The 25,229-nt window shown below is 54.5% G+C and carries 18 protein-coding genes; 10 read left to right on the top strand and 8 right to left on the bottom strand.

Going from position 1 to position 25,229, the window contains the following annotated elements; all coding sequences use genetic code 11:
• Position 1: 1 nt before the first annotated feature.
• Both MKY12_RS23705 and MKY12_RS23700 read right to left on the bottom strand, forming a co-directional pair.
• Positions 2-1,609: a response regulator gene (locus MKY12_RS23705; RefSeq protein ID WP_036732293.1), complete on the bottom strand. Its 1,608-nt coding sequence runs from the start codon at positions 1,607-1,609 to the stop codon at positions 2-4.
• A complete protein-coding gene (locus MKY12_RS23700; RefSeq protein WP_339311160.1) occupies positions 1,587-3,335 on the bottom strand; it encodes a sensor histidine kinase in 1,749 nt (582 codons plus the stop codon). The genes MKY12_RS23705 and MKY12_RS23700 overlap by 23 nt, the downstream gene beginning before the upstream one ends.
• Positions 3,336-3,419: 84 nt before the next feature.
• On the opposite strand from MKY12_RS23700, the gene MKY12_RS23695 reads away from it, so the two are divergent.
• Positions 3,420-5,009 carry an extracellular solute-binding protein gene (locus MKY12_RS23695; RefSeq protein WP_339311158.1) on the top strand — a complete coding sequence of 530 codons (1,590 nt, stop codon included), beginning with the start codon at positions 3,420-3,422 and terminating at the stop codon, positions 5,007-5,009.
• A 280-nt stretch (positions 5,010-5,289) separates the two neighbouring features.
• Here MKY12_RS23695 and MKY12_RS23690 read toward each other — a convergent pair whose 3' ends face one another.
• A complete protein-coding gene (locus MKY12_RS23690) occupies positions 5,290-5,979 on the bottom strand; it encodes a glycoside hydrolase family 16 protein (protein ID WP_076082211.1) in 690 nt (229 codons plus the stop codon).
• 228 nt (positions 5,980-6,207) lie between these two features.
• On the opposite strand from MKY12_RS23690, the gene MKY12_RS23685 reads away from it, so the two are divergent.
• Positions 6,208-7,275 carry an AI-2E family transporter gene (locus MKY12_RS23685; RefSeq protein ID WP_036732291.1) on the top strand — a complete coding sequence of 356 codons (1,068 nt, stop codon included), beginning with the start codon at positions 6,208-6,210 and terminating at the stop codon, positions 7,273-7,275.
• Between the two features lie 783 nt (positions 7,276-8,058).
• On the top strand, positions 8,059-10,488 hold the full coding sequence (gene leuS / locus MKY12_RS23680) for a leucine--tRNA ligase (protein WP_036732290.1): 2,430 nt from the start codon (positions 8,059-8,061) through the stop codon (positions 10,486-10,488).
• A 139-nt stretch (positions 10,489-10,627) separates the two neighbouring features.
• Here leuS and comER read toward each other — a convergent pair whose 3' ends face one another.
• Positions 10,628-11,479 carry a late competence protein ComER gene (gene comER / locus MKY12_RS23675; RefSeq protein ID WP_076082109.1) on the bottom strand — a complete coding sequence of 284 codons (852 nt, stop codon included), beginning with the start codon at positions 11,477-11,479 and terminating at the stop codon, positions 10,628-10,630.
• 138 nt (positions 11,480-11,617) lie between these two features.
• On the opposite strand from comER, the gene MKY12_RS23670 reads away from it, so the two are divergent.
• The 7 genes from MKY12_RS23670 (at position 11,618) to MKY12_RS23640 (ending at position 20,124) form a co-directional block, all read left to right on the top strand.
• Entirely contained in the window at positions 11,618-12,598 is a 981-nt protein-coding gene (locus tag MKY12_RS23670; RefSeq protein WP_339311155.1) for a helix-hairpin-helix domain-containing protein, read from the top strand.
• Positions 12,599-13,227: 629 nt separating this feature from the next.
• Entirely contained in the window at positions 13,228-13,746 is a 519-nt protein-coding gene (locus MKY12_RS23665; RefSeq protein WP_076082103.1) for a dCMP deaminase family protein, read from the top strand.
• 159 nt (positions 13,747-13,905) lie between these two features.
• On the top strand, positions 13,906-16,704 hold the full coding sequence (locus tag MKY12_RS23660) for a ComEC/Rec2 family competence protein (RefSeq protein WP_339311153.1): 2,799 nt from the start codon (positions 13,906-13,908) through the stop codon (positions 16,702-16,704).
• A 29-nt stretch (positions 16,705-16,733) separates the two neighbouring features.
• Entirely contained in the window at positions 16,734-17,681 is a 948-nt protein-coding gene (locus MKY12_RS23655; protein ID WP_339311151.1) for a HAMP domain-containing sensor histidine kinase, read from the top strand.
• The gene (locus tag MKY12_RS23650; RefSeq protein WP_339311149.1) at positions 17,662-18,363 is read left to right on the top strand and encodes a response regulator transcription factor; all 702 of its coding nucleotides are present in this window, start codon (positions 17,662-17,664) and stop codon (positions 18,361-18,363) included. Before MKY12_RS23655 ends, MKY12_RS23650 begins: the two co-directional genes overlap by 20 nt.
• Positions 18,364-18,443: 80 nt before the next feature.
• On the top strand, positions 18,444-19,370 hold the full coding sequence (locus tag MKY12_RS23645) for an ATP-binding cassette domain-containing protein (RefSeq protein ID WP_339311147.1): 927 nt from the start codon (positions 18,444-18,446) through the stop codon (positions 19,368-19,370).
• On the top strand, positions 19,363-20,124 hold the full coding sequence (locus tag MKY12_RS23640; RefSeq protein ID WP_339311146.1) for an ABC transporter permease: 762 nt from the start codon (positions 19,363-19,365) through the stop codon (positions 20,122-20,124). Before MKY12_RS23645 ends, MKY12_RS23640 begins: the two co-directional genes overlap by 8 nt.
• A gap of 22 nt (positions 20,125-20,146) precedes the next feature.
• Here the strand turns inward: MKY12_RS23640 and MKY12_RS23635 are convergent, their stop codons facing one another.
• The 4 genes from MKY12_RS23635 to nrdI form a co-directional block, all read right to left on the bottom strand.
• Positions 20,147-20,926 (bottom strand): alpha/beta hydrolase, encoded by a 780-nt coding sequence (locus MKY12_RS23635; RefSeq protein WP_339311145.1) that lies wholly within the window; start codon positions 20,924-20,926, stop codon positions 20,147-20,149.
• Between the two features lie 450 nt (positions 20,927-21,376).
• Positions 21,377-22,336, bottom strand: coding sequence for a class 1b ribonucleoside-diphosphate reductase subunit beta (gene nrdF / locus MKY12_RS23630; RefSeq protein ID WP_339311144.1), 960 nt, complete (start codon positions 22,334-22,336; stop codon positions 21,377-21,379).
• A 36-nt stretch (positions 22,337-22,372) separates the two neighbouring features.
• Positions 22,373-24,457: a class 1b ribonucleoside-diphosphate reductase subunit alpha gene (nrdE, locus tag MKY12_RS23625; RefSeq protein ID WP_036732267.1), complete on the bottom strand. Its 2,085-nt coding sequence runs from the start codon at positions 24,455-24,457 to the stop codon at positions 22,373-22,375.
• A complete protein-coding gene (nrdI, locus tag MKY12_RS23620) occupies positions 24,444-24,803 on the bottom strand; it encodes a class Ib ribonucleoside-diphosphate reductase assembly flavoprotein NrdI (protein ID WP_036732265.1) in 360 nt (119 codons plus the stop codon). Before nrdI ends, nrdE begins: the two co-directional genes overlap by 14 nt.
• Positions 24,804-25,229 lie beyond the last annotated feature (426 nt).

Genomic DNA, 25,229 nt, shown 5'->3' with positions numbered 1-25,229 from the left:
ATTACAGCGCCCGGTCACGGTATTCATGCGGGGTCATCCCCGCATATTCCTTGAAGAGCTTGATGAAATAATGGGCGTTGGAGTACCCGAGCTCCGAGGAAACTTCATAAATTTTGAGCGGCGTATGGATAAGCAGATACGCCGCTTTTTCCATCTTTACCTGACTGATGTAGTCGCTGATCCGCTTGCCGGTCTCCAGCTTGTACATTTTGGAGAGATAGACCGGATGCATCTGGACATGGTCGGCGATGGCCTGTAGGGAGACATAGTGCAGATTGCGGTTGATGTACTCATGTACCTTGCGGATCAGCACGGTCCGGCTGTTCCGCCGTTCGGAATCCGTATGCTCTCTCAGCAGAAGGATAACCTCCATGGCCCACTCCCGCAGCTTGTCCGGCGTCTGAAAGGGAGCCTGCTCCAGCAGCGGATTGCCGACAATCTCGCTCAGCAGCTTGTTATTCTTGTGGGCGAAGTAATAGAAGGCCGTCTCCAAGTGCAGACGGGCTTCCTGGATATGCTCCAGTGACCGCTCGGGACTGTGGATCAGCTCCGATACGATAGCGTTCAGCTTATCTTCAATCCCCTGCCAGTTATTCGCTTCGAACATGTGGAACAGCAGCGGAGGCTCATACAGCGGCTGGAGAATCTCCACGGGCTGGGAGCTGCTGTTATCCGTAGTATCGAGATAGATGCCGGTCTCGCTGCCGATATGCTGGCGGATGGCTGAGATGGCGGATTGATAGAGAGTGTAGACCTGATCCGGGAAGTCTCCCCAGCCGGTGGTCACCACGGACAGGCCGCCTCCCATCAGGGTACTGACATGATTCTGCAGCTGATAGGCAGCCTGGGCCACCTCATTTCCCGGATTGCCGCCATGTTCAAGATCCTCCCTGGGCTGCAGCAGGAATACGAGATAGTCATGTACATCCTTGCAGGACCAGATCAGGAACCGGTCCTGGAACAGCTCCTGGGCGATATTAATGATTGCATATTCAAACAGCAGCATGCTGTGCATATCCTGGCGGCGGAAGAACTCCTCGGGACGGACCACGGCCAGACAGACCGGCTGTCCGGCCCTGAACGGCAGGTCGAACTGGTCCAGGCGCTCCTGAAGCTGCGGCCCGGGCAGCTTCCGTCCCTGCAGCAGCTCCCCAAGCAGGCGGTCCCGCAGAATGGGCAGATGCTCGCGGAAGGTCTGCATCGTCCGCTGGTGGGAGGACCAGGCCTCCCAGTCACTGCGCAGCTTCTCCTGCAGCTTACCGATGACGGCGATCAGCTGGTCATTGGCTATCGGCTTAAGCAGATAGGCACTGGCCTGCTCCTCAATGGCCTTGCGGGCATATTCAAACTCCGCATAGCCGGTCAGCATGACCACCCGGATATGCTTCCAGCGCTTGCGGATGGCGGCAATCAGCTCGGTGCCGGACAGCTCCGGCATATTGATATCTGTGACTACAATATCGATGGGATGACGCTGGAGCAGCTCCAGCGCCTCATACCCGGAATAAGCCTTGTGGACCTGTCCGAAGCCCATCTCCGCCCAGGGAATCGAAATGGACAGATCATCGACCACATAGGGTTCATCGTCAACCAATAGAATTTGGTGCATCAGGTTCCTCTTTCTTCTCCATACGGAGAGTTGTTATTAGACCGCCTTCCGGTGAAGGGGCAATCATCAGGCCGGAAGCCTCGCCGTAATGTAATTTGAGACGCTGCTGGACATTCCATAGCCCGCAGCCTCCATCCTCACGCGTAGTTTCGTTGATACGCGCCTGAAGTGCGGCAATGGCTTCCTCTGTCATCCCGGCGCCGTTGTCCTCGACGGTAATGAGAATGGCTTCCTCGGTATGGCGGCCGGTGATCCGGATGGAGCCCGGGCCGATTTTTCGCTCAATGCCATGAATGATACTATTCTCTACTAGCGGCTGAATCAGCAGCCGGGGAATGTGCAGGTCCAGCAGCTCGCTCTCCATATCCATCTCGTAGCAGATACGCTGCTTCCGCAGGTTCTGGATCTTCAGGTAATTCTCCAGCAGCTTCAGCTCATCCTGAAGGGTGGTGAGGGAATGATCGACCCTGGTGATATAGCGGTAATATTCGCCTAAGCTGAGTGCCATCGCCTCCACGGACTCGGTATCTCCTATGGCGGCCTTGCTCTTGATGAAGAACAGGCAGTTGTACAGGAAATGCGGATTGATCTGTGATTGAAGCTGCTTCAGATGGGCATCCTTGGCCCGGAGCTGCTCCAGATAGACCTGCTCGATCAGCGACTGAATTTTCTCGGCCATGTCATTAAATTCTTCATTAAGCAGCGTGAACTCCGGGTTGGTCCGGGTATGGATACGGGTAGACCAGCGCCCTTCCTTCATCCGGTTGAGCGAACGCAGCAGAAGGCTCACCGGACGCTGCACCTGGCGGTAGAGCTGCAAGGAGAAAAGCAGGCTCATCACCAGCAGGATAGCCGATCCTGTCAGGAAGGAAGAGCGGCTGCTGCGGATCGGCTCAAGAATCTCCTTCAGCGGTGAATAATGCACGACCTGCCAGTCGATGGCCGAGGAGGGCACCGAGCTGACCAGGAAGCTGCCCTGCTTAAGATCGAAGATGTCGGAGGTACTCTTCCCGGCCGTGATATTCAGTGCCGCGGTGACCTGCTCCGCCATCTGCCGGTCCGAACTCCGCGAGAGGATGACGCCGAATGACGGATGGTACAGGAAGGTGTCCCCCGTGTTCTGCGACTGGTAGGCATCGAACATCCGTTCAATATTGGAGACCGGTAAATACATGGACATCAGCAGCTGCGCCTCGCGCGGCCGGCTTGTTGCCTCGGCAGGGTCCGATAAGAGCAGCCGGAAGCCTGCCTCCGCACCGGCCCTATCCTCCGAGATATACTCCCAGCCCGCCGGGAGCGGCTTGTGCAGGACAGAGACATCGAAGGACAGCGAGGAATCCGAGCCCAAGGTCTCCCCGCTGAAGGGCTTGTACAAGACAATCCGGTTCTCCCACGTACTGGAGCTGGTCTGGAGGGACAGCTTCTCAAGCACCGTCATAATCGTCTGGGCGGGATCAATAAGATGGCCCAGCTGCGTAATCTGCTCATAATCGCGGATGGTGGGGTCTCGCTGCAGGGCATACATGCTGCCCGCCAGCTGGTTGATGTTGTTATCCATCTGCTGGGTCAGAAATTCCAGATGATTCAGGTCGGTGGTTTTGATCTGACTTGTAATGACTCCGACATCCTTACGGTAGGATGATCCGTAGAATAAGAGTGTGGCGGCAATCAGCGAGAGCAGGATTGCCACCATTTTAATGAACAGGTTGGGACGCCATGCCACCATAAAGATCATCCTTTGCAAGACATTTGCTGTAATATGGAGAAGTGTATCATAAGATTATGAACTCTACGAAAAGCAGGTGGTTACATGAAAGTCCGTTCACCGCTGTTCCTGCTGCTCCTGATGCTCCTGATGTTGTCAGGCTGCTCCTGGGACAGCACCGAATATAGTCAGCCGCCCGCTTCACCGCAGAGTACAGCCCCTTACTTCGATGTTAAGGAAGGCAAATATGATCCTCCGGTAGACCTGTATACCGTAGGCTCCGTGAACCCCAATCTGAACTTTATCAAAGGGGAGAGCCTGGAGCATAACGTACATACGGCCTGGGCCGAGAAGCGGCTTGGCATCCGCATCCGTTATCTCTGGACGATCTCCGGGACCTCAGAGACTTACGCCAACAAGCTGAGGCTGGAGCTGGCCAAGGGCAATATGCCCGACATCGTAACGACCAGAGATGCCGCTATTATCCAGGAGCTGATTGATTCAGGGCAATTCATGGAAGTCGGCGACCTGTTCGAGCAGCATGCGTCCGAGGTGTGGAAGAAGGCTGTTGCCGAGGATGCTTCGGCATGGAACCCCTTCATGCGCGGCGCGCACCGGTATGCCATTCCCATTATGGATTATGAATATAACTCCGATCCGCTGCTCTGGGTCCGCCAGGATTGGCTGGACAAGCTTCATCTGAAAGCCCCGCAGACCCTGGATGAGCTGGAGCAGGTCATGGATGCCTTCGTCAACCGGGACCCGGACGGCAACGGAATCAAGGATACCTACGGCCTGTCGGTCGGATTCCGCAACGGCCCCAGCACTTGGATGGGAGACAGCAGCTGGGTGTTCGGCGCCTACGGTACGGTTCCTGAGCAGTGGAACCGCCGGAGTGACGGCACTCTGGAATACGGCTCCATCCAGCCCGGGGCAAGGAAGGCTGTCCAGCTCATGAAGCAATGGGTACAGCGCGGTTATCTGAGCGCTGACAGCGCTTGGCTGGACGAAGAGGGAGCAGCGAACCAGTTCATCTCCGGCAAGGCAGGCATCATTGCCGGACCCTACTGGATGCGCGGCTGGCCGCTGTCCTCCCTGACCAATAGTGACGCTGAGGCGCACATCCGGGCAATTGCCATCCCTTCGGGGCCAGGTGGGCTCACCATGAGAAGAGGGACCCTGCCTGTCAATGGTGCCATTCTGATTAATAAGCAGATGAAGCACCCTGAAATCTTTTTTACGTATCAGAATTATTTGTTCGATTCATACGCTACCTCGACCGGCGAGTTCGCCCATGGCCTTGCAGAGGGCTATGACTGGTCCATGGCGGGCGGCCAGCCGAGCGCCCAATCTTCGGCGCTGCCGCTGGGCGGCATCCGGGTAGCCTCGTACACGCTAACCTTCGACGGGGCCCGGATTCCCTCCGGGGTCATCCGGGAGATTCCGAAGGACATTGCCCCTGTGCTGCTGGGCCAGAAGGAGGCTTCCCGGAAGGAGCAGTTCACGGGACCTCCGACAGCGACGATGAAGCGCGACGGCGAGCTGCTGAAGAAGCTGGAGCAGAAAAGCTTCATCAAAATCATCTTCGCGGACAGCCCGCTTGAAGAATTCGACGAATTCGTGCACAAGTGGAACACCTACGGCGGACTTACCGAAACCATGGAAGTCAATGCCTGGGACCGCAGCAGCCGCTAAATACCGCAGGGACAAGAAACCGCCTCTATAATAAGGCGGTTTCTTGTCGTAGATAGGCTTGGGTGCTTCTGCCTATTTGCCTAACGGCGGCCCCACCCGAATCTGTTCCTCCTGTGCTGTATTCTTGCTATATATCGTACAGAAGGACGGCAGCAGCCGCCATACCAATGTGGCGATTGGAATAACAAATATTGAAGATGGGCCGCCATGATCCGCATAGACAAAAGGACCCCGGCGGATGCCGCTTGCGCACCGCCGGGGTCCATCTCCTGCCTGCAAGTTAGTTGCCTGTGAATTTCAGCCAATCGTAATAGGCGTACAGCGGGTTTGCCCCGTTATAGGAACCGAGCCAGGAATCCACACCGATTCCGTTCCAGAGGTTCATCATGATTTTACCGGGCCGGGAGGGGATGTTGCTGGTGGCCGTATGCTTCAAGACCCCGTCTACATACCATTTAATATAACCCGGCTGCCAGTCGAAGGCGTACGTATGATAGCTCTGGGAAGCATCGAAGCCGAGATTGACAATCTTCTCGTGACCGCCAACGCCGTTCGTGTAATAGTTGAATTGGACCTTGGTGGTATCCTTGCCGAGGAACTCAATATCAATCTCATCCCAAGGCGTGCCGTCTGAAGGCCCGGTGTAGGTGAAGAAGGAGGAGACAATCCCGCTGTTCTTGGCCGGCTTCATACTGACCTCGTATTTGCCGTAGCCGTACTTGTACACAGAGCGGTACTCCGCGCCGTCAAATTTATTATTGCTGGGACTGGTCAGGGCCAGACGAAGCTGTCCGCCACTGGTGAAAGAGATGTTATTCGCACGCCAGGTACAGTTGAACATGGAGCCATTCGAGTAGCCGTCTGCTTTTTGCCAGGTTGCTGGGTTGAAGTAGGTCAGTGGCTCATCAAAGACGGTGGCCGCCGAAACGGACGGAGCTCCTGTCAGCAGACCGGCAAGCAGCAGGGTCATCCCTGCACCGAATAGCTTGTGTAGCGTTCTCCTCATATACAATACCCTCCTCAATAATGTAAGCGCTTTACACTATGATTGTAGCGAACCTTGAACCCGGCCACTATACCAACCTGCGAACTAAAATAACAAAAAACCAATTTTTTGCAGAGCGGAGTATTTCATTCCCCTCCCACACATACTAATATGCATGATGGTTAAGGGCTGTACACGTTCAGGAGGGAGATTATGGAGGAGTGGTTCCGCAGTAAATGGCTCCGCTGGATGATCGGCGTGCTGCTCTCACTGATTATTCTATATTTCGTCTGGCTGCTCCGTCCGATGCTGAATGGGGTATTCCTGTTTCTAAAAGCGATTCTGGCCCCGTTCCTGGCCGCCATGATTATCTCATATGTATTGAATCCGGTGGTCACTATGCTCTCCCGGAGAAAAATGCCGCGCAGCGTAGCCGTCCTGCTGATCTATGCGGTGTTCCTGACCTCGCTTGCGGTGATTCTGATCAATCTGATCCCGATGTTCATTGAACAGCTGGAGGAGCTTAACGAGCATTTGCCGGAGATGACCCTGCACGCGCAGGGGCTGATGAAGGGCATGAATTCCAGACTGATTCCGCCCGGGGTGGAGACGGGAATGAATAACTGGTTCTATCAGCTGGAGAACCGCCTGGCCGAAGGCATCTCCCACTTCCTTAATAATATCGCTTCGACCATTGGCGTGCTGTTCAACGCATTCATTGTGCCTTTTCTCGTGTTCTATATTCTGAAGGACTTCGAGGTATTCGAACGGATGGTGGTATCCTGTCTGCCCCGTTCGCGCCGCAAGTCGATTGTGATGCTGTTAAAAGACATTGATGAAGCGCTCGGCAACTATATCCGCGGACAGTTTCTCGTCTGCATCATCATCGGCGTGCTCGCTTATATCGGCTACGCGATTATCGGCATGCCTTATGCGCTGTTGTTCGCCTGTGTTGTCGCGGTATTCAACATTATTCCTTATATGGGTCCGTTTCTGGGGGCGGCCCCGGCCATTATAATGGCCACAACCTTGTCATGGCGCCTTGTCCTGCTGGTGGCGGTGGTGAATACCCTGTGCCAAATGCTGGAGAGCAACGTGATCTCTCCGCAGGTTGTAGGACGGAAGCTGCATCTGCATCCGCTGCTGATCATCTTCGCGCTGCTGGTCGGCGGGGAGATTGCCGGAATGATCGGACTGATTCTGGCCGTTCCTTTCTTCGCTGCCGCCAAGGTGGTCATTCAGCATATCATCGGCTATTATATCCGCAGAAGACCGGCATAAAGCAGCCGTAATTCATCCCGTCACATGCAGGAACAAGGGGACCTGCGGCTACTTCGGGTGAAAGGATTGACGGTACATGTATCTTTTGGTTATAATGTGGTGAATATTACGATAAGAAGAGTCATTCATAGCAGTGCGATGAAGAGGAGTATTAATTCGTGAGACCGTTATTGCAGAGAGCCGGCACCCCAGGTGCGAGCCGGTTAACGGACCGCAGTGAACTCACCTCCGAGTAATGGCGCGAGCCGCAGGTTCCTTAGAGGGACCGGCGAGTGAACCGCCGTCGCCTCACCCCCGATACAGGGTGTCAAAGTGAGTGCCGGACAAAGAATGTCCGCCGCTAACTAGGGTGGTACCACGGGAATTCATACCTCTCGTCCCTAGCGATTATACGCTAGGGATGGGAGGTTTTTTTGTGGTTAACCTGGGGGAATGGTGGAACGGAAGCGGGTCTGCCGGCCCGGCAAAGCATGGCCGATAGCCTTGCCGTGGCTTTTACGGCCCGGCGAATCATGGGCGGCTCTTGGGCTTTGCTGTTGCACTAGGCAAGTGAATTGGTTATTACAGATTTTATGTAAATATAAAGGAACGGAAAGAAATTTTGGAGCTGTAGCAACGTTAGTGGCCGCCTTTATACTCGGATTTCTACCTGGAAGCTTATAATTCAGAAATCCGAGTATAACAGCGGGCGGAAGCCCAAAACTTTCTGCAGTGACCCTTATTTACAGTATTTTTTTACAATAGAGTTACCTAATACAGCAACACTCCAAGGAGGAGCACAAGATGAGCGACAATATTGGTTACCGCGCCCAGACCATCGAGCCGAAATGGCAGAAATTCTGGGACGAGAACAAGACCTTTAAGACAAGTGAAGAATCAGGCAAGCCGAAATTCTACGCCCTGGATATGTTCCCGTATCCTTCCGGCGCAGGGCTGCACGTAGGCCATCCGGAAGGCTATACCGCCACCGACATCGTGTCCCGCTTCAAACGGATGCGCGGCTACAACGTGCTGCACCCGATGGGCTGGGATGCCTTCGGACTTCCGGCAGAGCAGTATGCAATGGATACCGGCCAGCATCCGCGTGACATTACCTTCAAGAACATTGACAATTTCCGCCGCCAGATCAAGTCGCTGGGCTTCTCCTACGACTGGGACCGCGAGATCAGTACGACAGATCCGGGGTACTACAAGTGGACGCAGTGGATTTTCATCCAGCTGTACAACCGTGGACTGGCTTATGTGGCCGAAGTATCGGTGAACTGGTGCGAGGCGCTGGGAACCGTTCTGGCGAATGAAGAAGTCATCGACGGCAAAAGCGAGCGCGGCGGCCATCCCGTGGTCCGCAGACCGATGCGCCAGTGGATTCTGAAGATTACGGAATACGCCGACCGCCTGCTGGAGGATCTGGAGGAGCTGGACTGGGAAGAGAGCATCAAGGATATGCAGCGCAACTGGATCGGCAAATCGACCGGTGCTGAGGTGACCTTTGCGATTGAGGGGCATGAGGCTGTGCTTGAAGTGTTCACTACCCGTCCCGATACCCTGTTCGGAGCAAGCTATTGCGTACTGGCACCGGAGCATAAGCTGGTGGATGCCATCACCACGGATGAGCAGAAGGCAGCCGTTGCCGAATACCGCGACAAGGCTTCCCGCAAGAGCGATCTGGAACGTACGGATCTGGCTAAGGAGAAAAGCGGTGTATTCACCGGCGCGTATGCGATTAATCCGGTGAACGGTGCGCAGGTGCCGATCTGGATTGCCGACTACGTGCTGGCCGGCTACGGAACCGGAGCAATTATGGCCGTTCCGGGCCATGATGCCCGCGACTGGGAATTCGCCAAGCAGTTCGGCCTGAACATCATCGAAGTGGTGCAGGGCGGCAATATCGAAGAAGAAGCCTACTCCGGCGACGGTCCGCATGTCAATTCGGGATTCCTCGACGGTCTGTCCAATACTGAAGCGATGGCTCAGATGATCGCCTGGCTGGAAGAGAAGGGCAGCGGTAAGGGCAAAGTAACCTACCGCCTGCGGGACTGGCTGTTCAGCCGCCAGCGTTATTGGGGCGAGCCGATTCCGATTCTGCACCTGGAAGACGGCACGATGAAGACGGTGCCTGTGGATCAGCTGCCGCTGGTTCTGCCGGATGTGGATGCTATCAAGCCTTCGGGCACCGGGGAATCTCCGCTGGCGAATGTGACCGAGTGGGTCGAGACGGTTGATCCCGAGACCGGCATGAAAGCCCGCCGCGAGACCAACACCATGCCGCAATGGGCCGGCAGCTGCTGGTACTACCTGCGTTATATCGATCCGCACAACGATCAGGAGCTGTGTTCACCGGAGAAGCAGAAGGAATGGCTGCCGGTTGACCTGTACATCGGCGGAGCCGAGCATGCGGTGCTTCACCTGCTGTATGCCCGCTTCTGGCATAAGGTACTCTATGATATCGGCGTAGTCGATACCAAGGAGCCGTTCCACAAGCTGGTCAACCAGGGAATGATCCTGGGGAACAACAACGAGAAGATGAGTAAATCGCGCGGTAATGTCATTAACCCGGATGAGATCGTGGAAGCTTACGGGGCAGATACCCTGCGCGTCTATGAGATGTTCATGGGGCCGCTGGAGGCCACCAAGCCTTGGAACGAGAAGGGTGTCGAAGGCATTCACCGCTTCCTCTCCCGCGTATGGCGCCTGTTCGTGAATGAAGACGGCAGCCTCAGCGCGAAGATTACAGAGGGCGGGGGTACGGATGAATTCAAACGCACCTGGCACAAGACACTGAAGAAGGTCACGGAGGATTTCGAGCTGCTGCGCTTCAATACGGCGATCAGCCAGCTGATGATCTTCATCAATGATGCCTACAAGCAGGAGAGCCTGTCCAAGGAAGCAGCTGAACATTTCGTGCAGATGCTGTCCCCGCTGGCACCGCATATTGCCGAAGAGCTGTGGGAGCTGCTGGGCCATGAAGGAAGCATCAGCTATGTCGCTTGGCCGGCCTATGATGAAGCCTTGACTGTAGATGCTGAGGTTGAAATCGTGGTGCAGGTGAACGGCAAAATCGTCCAGCGCGCGCTGATTCCGGCGGATATGGGCCAGCAAGAAATGCAGGACCACGCCCTGGCCCTGCCGAATGTGAAGGCGGCCGTCGAAGGCAAAACCGTACGCAAAATCATTGCCGTTCCCGGCAAGCTGGTAAATATCGTAGTGGGTTAAGCGAAGAACGCAATTCTGCCCGCAGCAACGGAGGTTTCCGTGCTGCGGGCTTTCTTGGTTTCAGGGCGCTCTCTGCGGAGGTGGAGGGGACCGCTGATTGCCCTATGGAGGAAATGGCCTTGATAATGGATACATTTCGCTAGCGGTCGAGTCGGCTCTGGGCGATGCTGCCGAGGCCGAACAGCTCGTCGAGCTTTTCCACATCCTCATCATACTTGTCATGTGTGGTGGTAATCAGCCGTTCAAACACCCCTTCAAGACTCGTCTGCAGATGGTTCAGCGCTTGCGCGGTAATGCCTCCACGGACGGCTACCCGTTCCTGCAGCTCCTGCGGGGTGAACGAGCCTTCGGTCAGCAGCTTGCCCGTACCCAGCAGCATCTCACCCGCCAGCCGGGTGACCAGGGCTTCATCGATGCCGGTTGCTTCTACAGCCGCTTCAATCCACCGCTCCAGGAAATAGCTCAGAAAGGCCGGACCGCAGCTGGAGAAATCTGAGGCAATCCGCGTATGACCCTCAGGAATCTCCTCCGGAACACCAATGCAGGAGAATAACTGGAGCAGCAGCAGCCTGTCTTTTTTATTTAATCGGCTACCGAAGATGCACAGCGAACTCCCGCCTCGAACGGAATGGGTGATGCTGGGAATGATTTTGGCGACCTTGGAGGGCAGGGCCGATTCCAGATGGTAGAGCTGCACAGGGCTTGTAATCGATACAACGATCTGGTCGCTGCGCAGATAAGGGGCGATCTCATCGGTTACCCGCTTGAACTGCAAAGGCTTGACACACAGGAACACCAGGTCGCTCTCCGAGGCGGCTTCGATGTTGCCGGAGCATATCGTAATTCCGGGATGAAGCTTCTTCAGCTCCATCAGCCTGCCCGGGCTGCGGTTGCTGGCCATCACATCACATGGCTCAAGGGCTCCCGACCGAAGGAAGGTGTCGATCAGCAGACTTCCCATGCTGCCTGTTCCGATAAATCCCACTTTCATCCTGTGGTACCTCCTTTCTTATGCTGCTGGCTTACAGTGATACTCTTCGTTATATGTATGCAGGCCAGACTTGGACACATGACAGGTATTCATCGCAGTTTTGAATAAAATTCCAATTTATTGAGGGAGGACAACCTGATGGATAAAAGATTGATCATCTGCGCCATTACCGCCGCGCTGCTGGGCGGCGGCCTGGTATGGGCCGCAGACCATAGAGCACAGGACGCCGGCATCGCCGGATGGTCTACACTGAACGCCGGAATGGCGCAGGCGCTGGGTGTAGCGGCTGAAGGTGAGGGTGGCAGTGCAGCCGCCGGGGGTGATGGCGGGAGTGTGGCTGGTGCAGCAGGGAGCAGAGCGGAAGGTGGCGAGGTAGCTGGTGGCGGTACGGCGGGGAGTGGAGTAACTGGAGGGAGTGCGGCGGGGGACGGGGCAGTTGGCTGGAGTGTTGCAGGTGCGGTGGGTAGTGGAGAGGCAGGTGGCGAGATAGCTGGTGGCGGTACGGCGGGTAGTGGAGTGGCTAGCGGGAGTGCGGCGGGGGACGGGGCAGTTGGCTGGAGTGTTGCAGGTGCGGCAGGTAGCGGAGAGGCAGGTGGCGAGTTAGCTGGTGGCGGTACGGTGGGTAGTGGAGTAACTGGCAACGCAGCCACGGGTGGTGCAACAGTGGACACAGGAGCTGGCGGGAGTGTGACTGGTAATGGAGTTGCTGGCGCGAATGTTGTAGGCGAGGCGGGTAGCGGAGTTGTTGGCGGTGCGGCCACCGGTGATGGAACAGCTGGCGCTGGAGCGGCGAGTGCCGGGATAGGGGGTGCGGCGGACTCAGGAGGACCCGAAGGAGCGGCGGGAAGCGGCGGTGCAAGTGGAACGGCGGCTGCAACAGCTGGAACTGGTGGAGCCGCTGGCACTGCAGCCCCGGCAGCGGCTGACGGCCGGATCAATGTGAATACAGCCGATGCCAAAGCCCTTATGGATCTGCCGGGCATCGGAGAGAAGAAAGCACAGGCGATTATCGACTACCGCACCAGTAAGGGAGCCTTCCGCAGCGTGAAGGAGCTGGGCAAGGTGAAGGGCATCGGCCCCAAGCTGCTGGAGAAGCTGAAGCCGCTGGTGGCATTTTAAGGCCGCCGTCCTGAATGTCTCCGTCTCCGAACAACACGTCTGTCGGGGAAGCAGTTGGATTTCCTCCACTTTATAAATCTTAAATGCTACCTTGACGAACAGTAAGTGGATTTAGGGCATCTAAATTAGCCTGAATGCGCTGAATCAGCAATTTGCAATAAATTAAGTGTCATTTTTCCAACTACTAGCTTACATTCGGCGCTTTTACCAGTAACGGTTGTAGTTTTTCCACTTAGCGGGCTCCATACTGAGCATGGACAGAGGCACAGTAAGCTGCAATTGCACTCTGTACATTAGATTAGCTCAAAAACCGCCTGAAAACTGAATCTGCTGCACTTCGTACATTAGAATTTTGCAAAAGAGGTTCTTTGGAGACTAAATGAAAGAATCAATTGTATGAAGTGCAGCAGAACGTTACTTAGGCGCTGAGAATGCAATTTCTACTGTATGAAGTGCAATCACACCCCACTCTACGGAAGAGCAAATGTGGTGTAGAAGTGGCGGGACGGGAGATCTAAGCGAGGGATAGGCGAAATGTAGGTTGTTGCGGGCTATCAATATCCTAGTGAAAACGCAGACAGGTATGCTACAATAATGAACAACTATTGAAGAGAAAGTGGAGATTGCTGATGACTGTGGCTTACCGCAAGAACTGGGATACATACTTCATGGATATTGCCTGCATGGTCTCCACCCGTTCGCGCTGTCCCCGCCGCCATGTCGGCGCGGTGCTGGTGCAGGGGAAGAAGCTGCTGGGTACGGCCTATAACGGTGCGCCGATGGGCGTTCCTGACTGCTCGGAAGCAGGCTGCATGGTCTCTGAGCAATACGAGCGTGAGATGATAGACGGTGTAGAGACAATGGTCAAAAAGCAGCGCTGCATCCGTACGATCCATGCCGAGCAGAATCTGCTGCTGTTCACAGACCGGAGCGACCGGGAAGGCAGTACAGTCTATGTGACGGATGAACCCTGCTGGACCTGTGCCAATATGCTGGCTAACAGCGGGATCGTGGAGATTGTCTACCTGCGTCCTTACAAGAAAGACATGGAGAAGGTACAGGCGATGCTCTCCTCCAAAGGCATCGTGTTCCGTCAACTGGAGAACTATGAGCCGCCTAAAGAAACGATGATTTCAGTATCTGAATAAGCAGCACCTACGGATGGGCTGACGGGCTTAACATAGTTGGCTGAACGAGACGCGAAAAGAATAGTGACGGGCTTCAGGGGAAGAACCTCTGTACACGCATTTGTATGCGTATGCAGGGGTTCTTTGGCGTCTAGTGCTAATTAGGAAGGAGAGATGATTATGAACAGAAGGCCGCTCTTAAGCTTTACGGTCTGCTGGGTAGCGGGAAGTGCCGCAGGATGTTTGTTCTCTGGCCGCAGTCTGCTGTTCTGCCTCACAGGGCTATTGTTGCTGCCTGTAGTCTGGGCGGTGTGCGGCGGAATACGCTGGAGGACGGCTGGGGTGTTGGTGACAGCACTGATTGTGGCAGCCTTATACTGGGAATACAGCGAGGTACGCAATGTGAGTCTGCTGCCTGAGGTGTTGGGGCAACCGGTGAGCGAACTGAATGAAGCATATATAACAGCCGCAGGCGTTATCGCTTCTCCGGTGGAGCGGGACGGGGACCGGGTTGATTTTGTCGTGAAGCTGTCCGGGATCAGGCTGCATCAGGGGGAGCTGGCCGCCGCAGCGGGAACGGAAGGCGAAGTGAAGGCGGAAGTCAATCCGGGTGTTGCCGCAGAGACAGACGCAGAGATAGATGCAGCGGGAGCGGGAATGAGAGGTGCTGAAGGTGAACGTGTAACTGTACAAATCAAGCTCCAGGAGGAGAGTGAGATCGCTGAGGCTGCCTTGTGGCAGCGGGGAGACCGGGTGGTCATTGAGGGGGAATTGATACAACCGCAGATAGCGCGCAACTTCGGCGGATTCGACTACCGTGCCTATCTGCTCACCCAAAAGATTCACTGGCTGCTCAAAGGAACGGGAACAGCCAGTGTAACGGTTAACCCCCAAGTCTCGTGGGAGCCGTCCACTATTCTGCGCTGGAATGATAAGGCAAGATCCGTGCTCGGTGCAGAAATGAGCCGCTTATTTCAGGAGCCTCATGCGGGTTATATGAAGGGCCTCGTCATTGGTATCCAAAAGGAACTGGACCCGGAGACCTTCAGACAGTTCTCTCAGCTCGGGCTCACTCATATCCTGGCTATCTCGGGGATGCATGTGGCGGTGTACGTCGGAGTAATCCTGGTTCTCTTGCGCCGCTGCCGCTTAACCAGAGAAACCGCACTGACGGTGACCCTGCTGCTGGTTCCGGTCTATGTGCTGCTGTCCGGGACCGGACCGTCCGTGATCCGCGCCGGGATCATGAGCATGATTGCCCTGCTGGCGGCAAGGCTGGGCATGCTCAAGGATGGACTGAACATTCTGGCGGCATCCGCTCTGATGATGCTGGTCTGGAACCCTTATCTGCTGCTTAGTGTCAGTTTTCAGCTGTCTTTTCTGGTGACGGCAGGACTCATGGTGTACACACCGCTTGCTGCGCCGCTATTCAGGCGGTTACCGGGCTGGCTGGGCAGCAGTCTCTCTGTAACGATTATTGCTCAGCTGGTCTCGTTTCCGCTGACGATTTATTATTTTAACCAATTCTCATTGTTGTCCGTTGCTGCCAATCTGCTGCTGGTTCCCTTCATCACCTTCCTGGTACTGCCCCTGGGAACACTGGCACTGCTCCTTGGGCGGATCTGGAATACAGCAGCACTTTTGCTGGCACAGCTTGCAGAGATACTGAATAATATCACTTTTGCGGCAGTGGAGTGGGTGAACGGATTCACCGCCGGGGTGCTGATCTGGGCTTCCCCTTCCTTTCTGTGGATTTGTCTCTACTACGGGCTACTGTACGGTCTGTTACTTGCGTTGAAGCGGAGGACTGAAGCTAGGCTTGTTCCCCAGTTCATGGATGATGAGACCCGTCCGCTGGCGGAACTGGAAAGGCCGGAACCGCAGGGAAACGGCCGGTGGAAGATCGGCAGAAACGCCAATAGTAAAAGTGGAAACACCACCAACCAGCCAGATTTGCTATCCATTGCGAACAGCAGAAGAGCCGCGCCGGCCTTTCAAGCCTATCCGCCGACTGGAGCTACGCGCTGGAGCAATCCCGCAGCGATACTGTGCGCTATAGGCCTGACCATTCTGCTCTATAAGGGCTATAACGCTGAGGCTATACGCGACGGCTCCGGTTCCATCAGCTTCCTGGATATAGGCCAGGGGGACAGCAGTCTGATTACCACGCCAGGTGGAACGCATATCCTGGTGGACGGCGGGGGTACTGTAAGCTTCGGCAACCGGGAGGAATGGCGCATCCGCCGCAGCCCGTTCGAGGTCGGGGCGAAGACGCTGCTGCCGCTCCTGAAGCAGCGGGGTATCCACCGGCTGGACGCGGTTATTCTGACGCATGGCGATCAGGACCATGCCGGAGGGCTCCAGGCGGTGCTGGAAGGGATACCGGTATCGGCGCTGCTGTTCAACGGAACATTAGCCGACACAGAGCCGTACACCAAGCTGATGACGACCGCATTGGACGCGGGTGTCCGGCTGTATCCGGTGCAGCAGGGCATGTCGCTGGCTCCGGACGAGGCCACGCGGCTGAACTTCCTCTGGCCGGAGCCGCGAGCGGATGGACAGATCCTGCCAGAGGAAGTGGAGGATCAGAACCACGAATCGGTGGTGTTCCGGCTGGAGATGAACGGCCGGAGCTTTCTTTTCACAGGAGATATGGATCAGGCTGCAGAGGAGGCCATCCTACATTCCGCAAGTCAATCCGGGATTCGGCAAGGCAGACCCATCGACGTCCTCAAGGTCGCCCATCACGGCAGCAAAACCGCCACCAGCGCAGATTGGCTCGCTTTCTGGAACCCCGGGGCCGCTGTAATCTCAGCCGGTGTGAATAACATGTACGGGCATCCCAATGGCGGTGTACTGGACCGGTTGGCTGACGCAAATACTGAGATCTACCGGACCGACCAGCAGGGCGAAATTCAGCTCAGAGTGGTCAAGGAGGGAATCTCTATACGCCACAAGCTCGCCCCCACCCCGGACTAAGACTCTGTAATCGTATATAATAAAACCATATGAGAGGAGTTGATCGTATCCTTATTGTTCTGGCAGGACTCCTGCTGCTGCTGATTGCCCAGACTGTGTACCTGCTGAACTACCGGAGACAGGTTGGTCAGATTGGCAGCCAGCTGTCTTTTATTATGGAGCATCAATCCCGTAAGCTGGTAGCGACCCAGTTGAAGCCAAGGGAGATCGGCAGGCTGGTGCGGGAGTGCAATAACCTGTTACGCCGCCAGCGAGCGATGGGAGAACAGTTCAGCCGCAAGAATCAGGAGATGAATCTGGCGATTACCAGTCTGTCGCATGATATCCGCACGCCGCTCACTTCGCTGGATGGTTACCTTCAGCTGGCGCTGCAGACAGAGGCGGAGCAGGAGAAGGGGCGGTACGTAGCGCTTGCCCAGTCGAGAATACAGCAGATTATTAAGCTGGTGGACGAGCTGTTCCTCTATACCAAGCTGCAGAATCCCGAATACAGTCTGGAGCTGCAGCACTTGGACGTTATGGAGGTGTTGAAGCGGAACCTGTTTACGTTCATTGATGATTTTACCCGGTCCGGGAATGAGCCTGAGCTTCGGCTGCCGGAGCGTTCTCCCCGGGTGATGGGGGATATCCATGCGCTGGAACGAATCTTTACCAATATCATCGGCAACTATTTCATCCACGGCGAAGGCCCGTTGACCGTAGAGGTTGAAGACAGGCAGGAGATGCTGTGTATACGCTTCACCAATCGGCTTAAGCCAGGCAGCAGTGTGGATACGGAGAAGATCTTTACCCGCTTTTACAGAGAAGATCCGTCGCGTACCCGACATTCCTCAGGTCTTGGACTCTCGATTGTGAAGGCGCTGATGGAGAAAATGAACGGCGACGCATCGGCCAATTCCGCCAGCCGCATCTTCAGCATTGATATCGAATTCGCAAAAGCGGGAAAGGAGCACCCCCATGGGCATCCCTCTCAATAGTAACAGCAAAAGAATTCTCATCGTTGAGGATGACGAGCATATTAACGCAATTCTGCATGACGGGCTTACCGCCGCAGGCTTTCAGTGTACCCGGGCCTATTCGGGCAGTGAAGGGATGCTGAATCTGGCAGAGCAGGAGTACCACCTCATTGTCCTGGACCTGATGCTGCCCGGATTGTCCGGCGAGGCGTTTATGCACCGTTTGCGTGAGGAGTTGAAGTCCCGGATTCCGGTTATTGTCCTCTCGGCAAAGGATCAGCTGGATCATAAGCTGGATCTGTTCACGCTGGGCGCTGATGATTATGTGACCAAGCCCTTTGAGCTGGAGGAGCTGATTGCCCGCATCCATGTCCATATCCAGCGGACAGCTGCCGGTGAGCCGTTGAAGGAGTTCAGGCATAAAAATCTGGTACTGGACTGCACGGCCTACAGTGTCAGAATTCATGGCAGCGTGCTTGCTCTGACCCGCCAGGAATACCGGATTGTCGAGCTGCTGGTCAGGAATCCCTCACGCGTGTTCACGAAGCAGGATCTCTATGAGCTGGCCTGGGAGGAGATCTATCTGGGCGAGGACAAGACGATAACGGTACATGTCAGCAATATCCGCAATAAAATCAAAGCGCACGACAGCGAAGCCTATATCGATACGGTCTGGGGCATCGGCTTCCGGCTGAGTCCATGATGAACTTTGAACTTTCTTAACCTTTTGTTGGCGAACTATTAGTCTTCATCCTGTTAACTTAGGGTAAGGAGGTGGCAGACATGACAGATTGCATCATTGAACTATGCGGAGTGACCAAGATGTACCGATCGAAAGCAGCGGTGAGGAATGCCAATCTCAAAATCTACAGAGGAGAGATTGTCGGCATCATCGGCAAGAACGGTGCGGGCAAATCCACGCTGCTTAAAATGATCAGCGGACACGTATATCCGACCTCGGGAGAGCTGCATTTTTTCAACCGTGCGGCGGCGGGGGACCAGTCTTTTTTCGAGCGGATGGGGGTACTGATTGAGCAGCCCGGGTTATATCCGAACATCTCGGCCTATGAGAACCTGAAACTGCTCGCCATCGCATATGGTCTAAGTGACAGGGATACCACGATAGAGAAATTGCTGAGGCTCGTAGGATTGGATCCTAAGAATACCACCAAAGTCAAAAGCTATTCCATGGGTATGAAGCAGCGGCTGGGAATCGCGGTGGCCTTGCTTGGAAGTCCCGATGTGCTGATTCTGGATGAGCCGATTAACGGGCTTGATCCGCAAGGGATTGTAGAGATTAGGGAGCTCATTCTGGAGCTGAACGCAACGGGTCTGACGATTCTGATCTCCAGCCACATTCTGGAGGAGCTCTCCAAAATCGCCACCAAGTATGCCATTATCCATCAGGGGGAATTCGCCGAGGTAATCTCCAAGGAAGAATTACAGCAGCGCTGTGAGGAACGGATCGAGATTAGCGTGGAGGAAGCCCGGGAGGCTCTCCCGGTGCTGGAGCGCGAGCTGAAGATTACACAATATAAAGTGGTGGACAGCCGTACGGTGTATGTATACGACGAGCATATCCGCATCCGGCAGATCGTCCAGGAGCTGGCGCAGCATGGGATAATGGTAGATTCCATCTCAAGACATAAGCAGAGCCTGGAGCAGTATTTCCTGGAACGCACGGAAAGTGCAGGTGAACGCCATGATTAATCTGTTGCGGATGGACCTGTACCGCTTCACGCGAAACAAGATTATGTACTTGCTGCTGCTTTTGTTCTGTGCCTTTCAGATCTTCGGCATCTATATGATGAAGCAATACGCGCAGCCAGTGGGGGGCCGTCCGCTGCTCAGCAGCTTAACGGAGAGTGAGTTCATCCAGCTTGTGATCTCACAGCCGCCTTCCTGGATGCTGATCTATATCGCCGTGTTCACGATTTATTTCTATATGAGCGAATGGAACTCCGGCTTCCATAAGAATTATATCTCCATGAGACAGGCAAGAATCCACTCCGTCTTCTCCAAAATGGCGATTCTCGCCCTATTCGTGGCAATGCTGTTCCTGATCCTGTTAATTGCAGACGGAATCGGCAGGAGACTGTTTATGGGTCAGACGGATCTGGGAGACTTGGGCATGCTCATTACTCTGCTGGCCAGCCAATTCCTGCTGCACTGGGCGTTCTCACTGCTTGTTCTCTGCATTTCTATGATGACTAAGAACCTGCTCATCAGCTTGAGCGCCGGCTTCGTTCTGGCTCTGAATGTGATTGGGATGGTACTGGGGGCGCTGGAGAATCAGTTCACAGGCACTCATCTGACGCAATATCTGCTGATCAACACGCTCGTACGGGTCAAGGATCTAGGCAGCACGGCTGACCTGATTCATACATTCGGAGTAGCGGTTGCAGCGATTCTAATACTAAGTTATCTTGCTGTCCGCTACAAAATCAGGGAGGATCTGAACTAGCGTCATTTCGCGCCTGAGGGAATCAGATTCTTCTGCATTCCCCGGGCAGCTCCCCGCCCTGAATCCAGGCCTCGACCAGCTTATTGAACAGCTCCGGCTGCGCCAGAGAGAGGCCATGTCCAATCTTGGGAATCACCACGCCCATGCAGCGGGGATTTGCGGCAACCAGATCCCGGGCGGATTGCTTCATGACAGATTTCTCACGTTCACCTACAGTAACCAGTATCTTGCCTGTGGCCTCACTGAACCCGGCTGGAATGCGGAATGACATATTCTCTTCCAGCACCAGGATCAGCGTCTTCAGCTCCATCTGCCGGCTCTCTTCAACATACCGTTCCAGGTACTCCTCGCCCAGATAGAGCGTCTTAGCCTGTAGCTTCGCGAACCATCTGTACTTAATCAGCGGAAAAGACAGTCTGACCGCCGGCCCGATCAGCTTGCTGGCGGAGGGAATGGGCCGCACTAACGCGCTGTTGATGATGGCATAATCGATCAGCTCCGGTCTTAAACCCAGCATCTGAACCAACACCTGTGCGCCCAGCGAGAAGCCGGTGACAACGATCTTTCGTCCCTGAGCCCGCTCCTCAATGAGCAACAGAAGCTCCTCCGCACTGCTGCGGATCGTGAACTCCGTATCCTCCCGGCTGAACCCGTGCCCCGGCAGGTCCGGGACCAGACAATGATACCCGGCGAACGCCGCCACCTGCTTCTCCCACATCCACCCGCTCACGCCCCCGCCATGCAGGAAGACCATCAGACAAGCCCCATCCGGGTCTCCGTACTCCTGAATATGTATCGCCATCCCGTTACACCTCTTTCTTGTAAAATAGCCACTCCTACTCCTACGTCCCAGTAACAATATGGTCTCATAAGTAGAACCGGCTTTGCCTTCCTTTTCGGGATGGTACCGTTTCAGTGAAAAGTGAAGCTTGGGTTTCGATGATTTATTCAGAACCTTTGAGGGAACTGAAAAGGTGTATCACAAAAAAAAGCCCCGGCAGCTTGTCCAAGCGACCGGGTGCTCTATCTATAATACAACCTCTATAAGTTGAATCAAAGAATATAACGAAAAGCAAGAAGGATCGGAGGGGGATTTTGGAACTGTAGGAGCGGTAGCGTCCGCCTTTGTATACGGATTTCTACCGCGAACAGCGGTCTAATCAGGAAATCTGTATACAACAGCGGCCGGAAGTCCAAATATCCTCCGTAGTGACGGCTGAGCTGAGAGCCGGGTTCTTAGATTCAGCTTATCTTAAAACTTAAAATCCTCATCCCGCAAAGGCTCCACATTCATAGCCCGCACATACCCATTACCCTTCTTCGAGAAGAAGTCATGCTGCTTCGTGTGGGTGCTGATCCCGTTCTGGACGATTGGGTTAATCTCTTCCTCATCGAACAGCGGATCATGGCCGAGGTTCATCATCGCCTTGTTGGCATTGTAGCGCAGGAAGGTCTTCACTTCCTCCACCAGACCGATCGGTGCGTAGATCTGCTCGGTGTATTGCTCCTCGTTCGCGTGGAGCAGACGAAGCAGGCCAACCAGGGTCTCGTAGACATCGCTCTGGTCTTCTTCGGACAGCTCCTCAAAAATCTCCTGGGCCAGCACGCCGACATAGACGCCGTGGATGCTCTCATCACGCAGGATCAGGTCGATGATCTCGCCGCTGCAGGTCATTTTGCCTTGTCCGGCCAGATAGAGCGGGTAGAAGAAGCCGCTATAGAACAGGTAGCTCTCCAGTAGAACCGATGCGGACATCGCCAGATAGAGGTCTTTCTTGGTCTCAATCTTTTGATAATACTCCGAGATCGTCTGGGCCTTGAACTGCAGGAACGTATTGTCCTCCACCCAGCGGAAAATCCCGTCAATCTGCTCGGTGGAAGCCAGTGTGGTGAAAATGCTGCTGTACGACTTCGCATGAATCTGCTCCATCATGCCCATGAAGCCGAGGACCGCCTTGCGCTGCAAGCCGTCCACATGCTCCATAATCTGTGGCATCCCTACACCGCCCTGGATCGTATCCAGCAGGGTCAGTCCGCCCAGCACCTTCATATAAGAGTCCTTTTCAATCTCACTCAGCGTGAGCCAGGACATTTTGTCATCGGATAATGGAATTTCGTCGTCGGTCCAGAACTGCATAATATTCTGGTTCCAGAACATCAGCGAGAAATCGTCGTCGGGACGGTTCCAGTTCACGGCTTGGATTGCGCTCATAATCGTATATTCTCCCTTTCTGTACCTGTGCCCCTCTTAGATGGAGCAGGCCAGGCATTCCTCGACAGACAATTTGTTGGTCCGGGTGTAGTACAGGGATTTCAGCCCTTTGTGCGCCGCATACAGGTAAGAGCGGGCCAGCTCACGGGTTGTAACATCACTGTTCACATGCAGAACCGTTGAGATACCCTGGTCGATATGAGGCTGAATCTCCGCAATCAGATCAATCACCTTGAACTGGTCCATCTGGTAGGCGGATTTATAATAGAACACATTGTCCGGACGCAGGTAAGGCATCGGATAGTAGGTGGTCGAGTTAGCATACGTGCGGGTCTCGATCTGCTCTACAATCGGCATGACGCTGGAGGTCGCATTCTGGATGTACGAGATGCTTGCGGTCGGCGCAATTGCCAGACGGTAAGCATGGTACAGGCCGTGCTTCATCACCTTGTCACGCAGCTGCTTCCAGTCCTCAGTTGTAGGAATGTAGATCCCTTCGAACAGTTCCTGTGCTTTTGTCGTAACCGGACGGTAGTCTGTAGTTATATAACGGTCGAAATACACGCCACTCGCATAGTCCGACTGCTCGAAGCCATAGAAGGTCTCGTCGGTCTCAGCGGCAATCTCCATACTTTTCTCAATCGAGTGATAGTTCATAGTCATGAAGAAGGTGCGTGCGAAATCACGGGCCTGCTCACTCTCATAAGCCACCTTGTTCTTGGCGAAATAGCCGTGCAGGTTCATTACACCCAGACCTACGGAGTGCATTTCCTTGTTCGCTTTAGCTACGCCCGGAGCGTTGGAGACAGTAGTCATATCGCTGACAGCCGTCAGTGCCAGCATGCCCTCATGTACGGATTCACGGATCTTGCCGTGCTCCATCACGTTCACGATGTTGAGGGAAGCCAGGTTGCAGCTGATATCGCGGCGGATCTCGTCCTGCTGACCGTAGTCGTTAATCTCTGAAGTCTCCTGCAACTGGAAAATCTCGGTGCACAGGTTGGACATCTTGATCTGGCCCACATTACGCAGGGCATGCGCGTTATTGGCATTACTCTTATTCATAATATACGGATAGCCCGATTCAAGCTGGATCATGGCGATCTTGGTCAGCATGTCGCGTGCGCTCATGGCGATTCTTTTCTTCACGCGCGGATCAGCAAGGAGGGTGTCATACATGACGTCCAGATCCATGTCATCCAAGTGCGTACCGTACGCCTGATAGACTGTGTAAGGAGCGAACACATGCAGCGGCTGATTGTCCTGCGCGAGCTTGTAGAAGCGGTTAGGCACGATCAGGCCGATAGACAACGTCTTCAGGCGTGTCCGTTCGTCGGCGTTAATCTTCTTGCTGTCCAGGAATTCAAGTACGTCCCAGCCAAAAATATTATAATAAGCCGCACCCGAACCCTTACGCTGGCCCATCTGGTCCGCATAGGAGAAGCCGTCTTCCATGAGCTTCAGGACAGGCATAATGCCTTTGGCCGCATCCTCTACACCCTTAATGGTCTCGCCGCGCGAGCGCAGCTTGGACAGATTGACCGCAACGCCGCCCCCGATTTTCGACAGCTGCATGCAGGTATTCAGCACATAGTTGATTGAATTGAGCGAGTCGTCCATCTCCAGCAGGAAGCAGGAGACCATCTCGCCGCGGCGGCTTTTACCGGCATTGAGGAAGGTTGGTGTCGCCGGCTGCAGGCGCTGTTCCATCATCGAGCGGGCCAGTGTACGGGCAGTCTCTACGTTACCCCGTCCCAGATGCAGAGCCACTACCGCTACGCGGTCCGGATAATGCTCCAGGTACTGCTTACGGTCATTGGTTTTGACGGCATAGTCGGTATAGAACTTGGAAGCCGCCATATAGGAAGGGAAGCGGAAATTATATTCATGGGCGATCCGGTAGACATCCTCCATCTCAGCAGCGGAGTAGCGGTCGTACAGGTCCTCGTAGTAGTCATTGGCAATCATATAATCAATCTTGGCTTTCGTATCCGTGAAGGTCAGGCTACGCCGCTCCACATCCTGCATGAACTCGGCTACTGCTTCCTGGTCCTTATCCAATTGGAAAAAGCCGCTTTCGTCTCTCTTCATCAACATGTTGTTCAATTCAATATGCCGCAACCCGGTCCACCTCCTGTTTTATGCGCTGTACATCTCCGAAGGTTCCCGACAATTCAAACTTGCCGACCACCGGTACGTTGTAACGCTGTGCAATTAAGTCTGCGCTGTGCGCGTATAGCTCGCCCCAGTTTTTGTTGCCGCTCGCGGCGATGCCCTTGAGCCTGGAATGGTTTCGTTCAAGGAATGTTGACACCTTCTCTGGAATCTGTCCAAATCCGGTAGTGTATGTAACAAGCACGTAAGGCTCGTCGATCGTCATATGCTCTTCGATTTGAACCGCCGGAAGCTTCAGTTTGTTAATGAATCTTCTGACGTTGCCGGTCTTGGAATCGTAAGCAATCAACATGGCTCCTAACCTCCTATAACATGTAGCCCATTCTACAGCTCTTTCTACTTGACAAATGAACTTGGGCGAAATCACTAGATTTATGGGCTTAGCTCTTATATACACTATATTTAGTAATGCTTAATCATTTTATATACCATATATTGAAAAGTCAAGAGACAGACAGACCTCTACGGCCCCTCCAAACAGAGCTTGAAACCGCCAATCCCACGCCCCGCCTGCATTCTATTCTCTTATAATTTATTAGTATTTTTTTTAAGCAATTTTCGGGGCTGCGGAATGGTGCAGACAGGGGCTTGCGGGAAGGGAAGACGGCTGTGATTTTTGAAAGCGTTTAGCCTTCGGGGGATCTGGATTTCATTGCACTTCGTACATTAGATGCTCCTTAAATTTAGGAGGAAGTCAGATCTGTTGTATTTTGTACAC

Origin of the sequence: Paenibacillus sp. FSL M7-0896 (assembly GCF_037975415.1) — a bacterium.
In the GTDB taxonomy this organism is placed as follows: domain Bacteria; phylum Bacillota; class Bacilli; order Paenibacillales; family Paenibacillaceae; genus Paenibacillus_AQ; species Paenibacillus_AQ silagei.
This window is presented reverse-complemented; position numbering and strand designations above follow the sequence as displayed.

Coding starts and splice junctions, on each gene's coding strand:
- MKY12_RS23705 (WP_036732293.1), bottom strand. CDS start 1,609: ATGCACCAAATTCTATTGGTTGACGATGAACCCTATGTGGTCGATGAT.
- MKY12_RS23700 (WP_339311160.1), bottom strand. CDS start 3,335: ATGGTGGCATGGCGTCCCAACCTGTTCATTAAAATGGTGGCAATCCTG.
- MKY12_RS23695 (WP_339311158.1), top strand. CDS start 3,420: ATGAAAGTCCGTTCACCGCTGTTCCTGCTGCTCCTGATGCTCCTGATG.
- MKY12_RS23690 (WP_076082211.1), bottom strand. CDS start 5,979: ATGACCCTGCTGCTTGCCGGTCTGCTGACAGGAGCTCCGTCCGTTTCG.
- MKY12_RS23685 (WP_036732291.1), top strand. CDS start 6,208: ATGGAGGAGTGGTTCCGCAGTAAATGGCTCCGCTGGATGATCGGCGTG.
- leuS (WP_036732290.1), top strand. CDS start 8,059: ATGAGCGACAATATTGGTTACCGCGCCCAGACCATCGAGCCGAAATGG.
- comER (WP_076082109.1), bottom strand. CDS start 11,479: ATGAAAGTGGGATTTATCGGAACAGGCAGCATGGGAAGTCTGCTGATC.
- MKY12_RS23670 (WP_339311155.1), top strand. CDS start 11,618: ATGGATAAAAGATTGATCATCTGCGCCATTACCGCCGCGCTGCTGGGC.
- MKY12_RS23665 (WP_076082103.1), top strand. CDS start 13,228: ATGACTGTGGCTTACCGCAAGAACTGGGATACATACTTCATGGATATT.
- MKY12_RS23660 (WP_339311153.1), top strand. CDS start 13,906: ATGAACAGAAGGCCGCTCTTAAGCTTTACGGTCTGCTGGGTAGCGGGA.
- MKY12_RS23655 (WP_339311151.1), top strand. CDS start 16,734: ATGAGAGGAGTTGATCGTATCCTTATTGTTCTGGCAGGACTCCTGCTG.
- MKY12_RS23650 (WP_339311149.1), top strand. CDS start 17,662: ATGGGCATCCCTCTCAATAGTAACAGCAAAAGAATTCTCATCGTTGAG.
- MKY12_RS23645 (WP_339311147.1), top strand. CDS start 18,444: ATGACAGATTGCATCATTGAACTATGCGGAGTGACCAAGATGTACCGA.
- MKY12_RS23640 (WP_339311146.1), top strand. CDS start 19,363: ATGATTAATCTGTTGCGGATGGACCTGTACCGCTTCACGCGAAACAAG.
- MKY12_RS23635 (WP_339311145.1), bottom strand. CDS start 20,926: ATGGCGATACATATTCAGGAGTACGGAGACCCGGATGGGGCTTGTCTG.
- nrdF (WP_339311144.1), bottom strand. CDS start 22,336: ATGAGCGCAATCCAAGCCGTGAACTGGAACCGTCCCGACGACGATTTC.
- nrdI (WP_036732265.1), bottom strand. CDS start 24,803: ATGTTGATTGCTTACGATTCCAAGACCGGCAACGTCAGAAGATTCATT.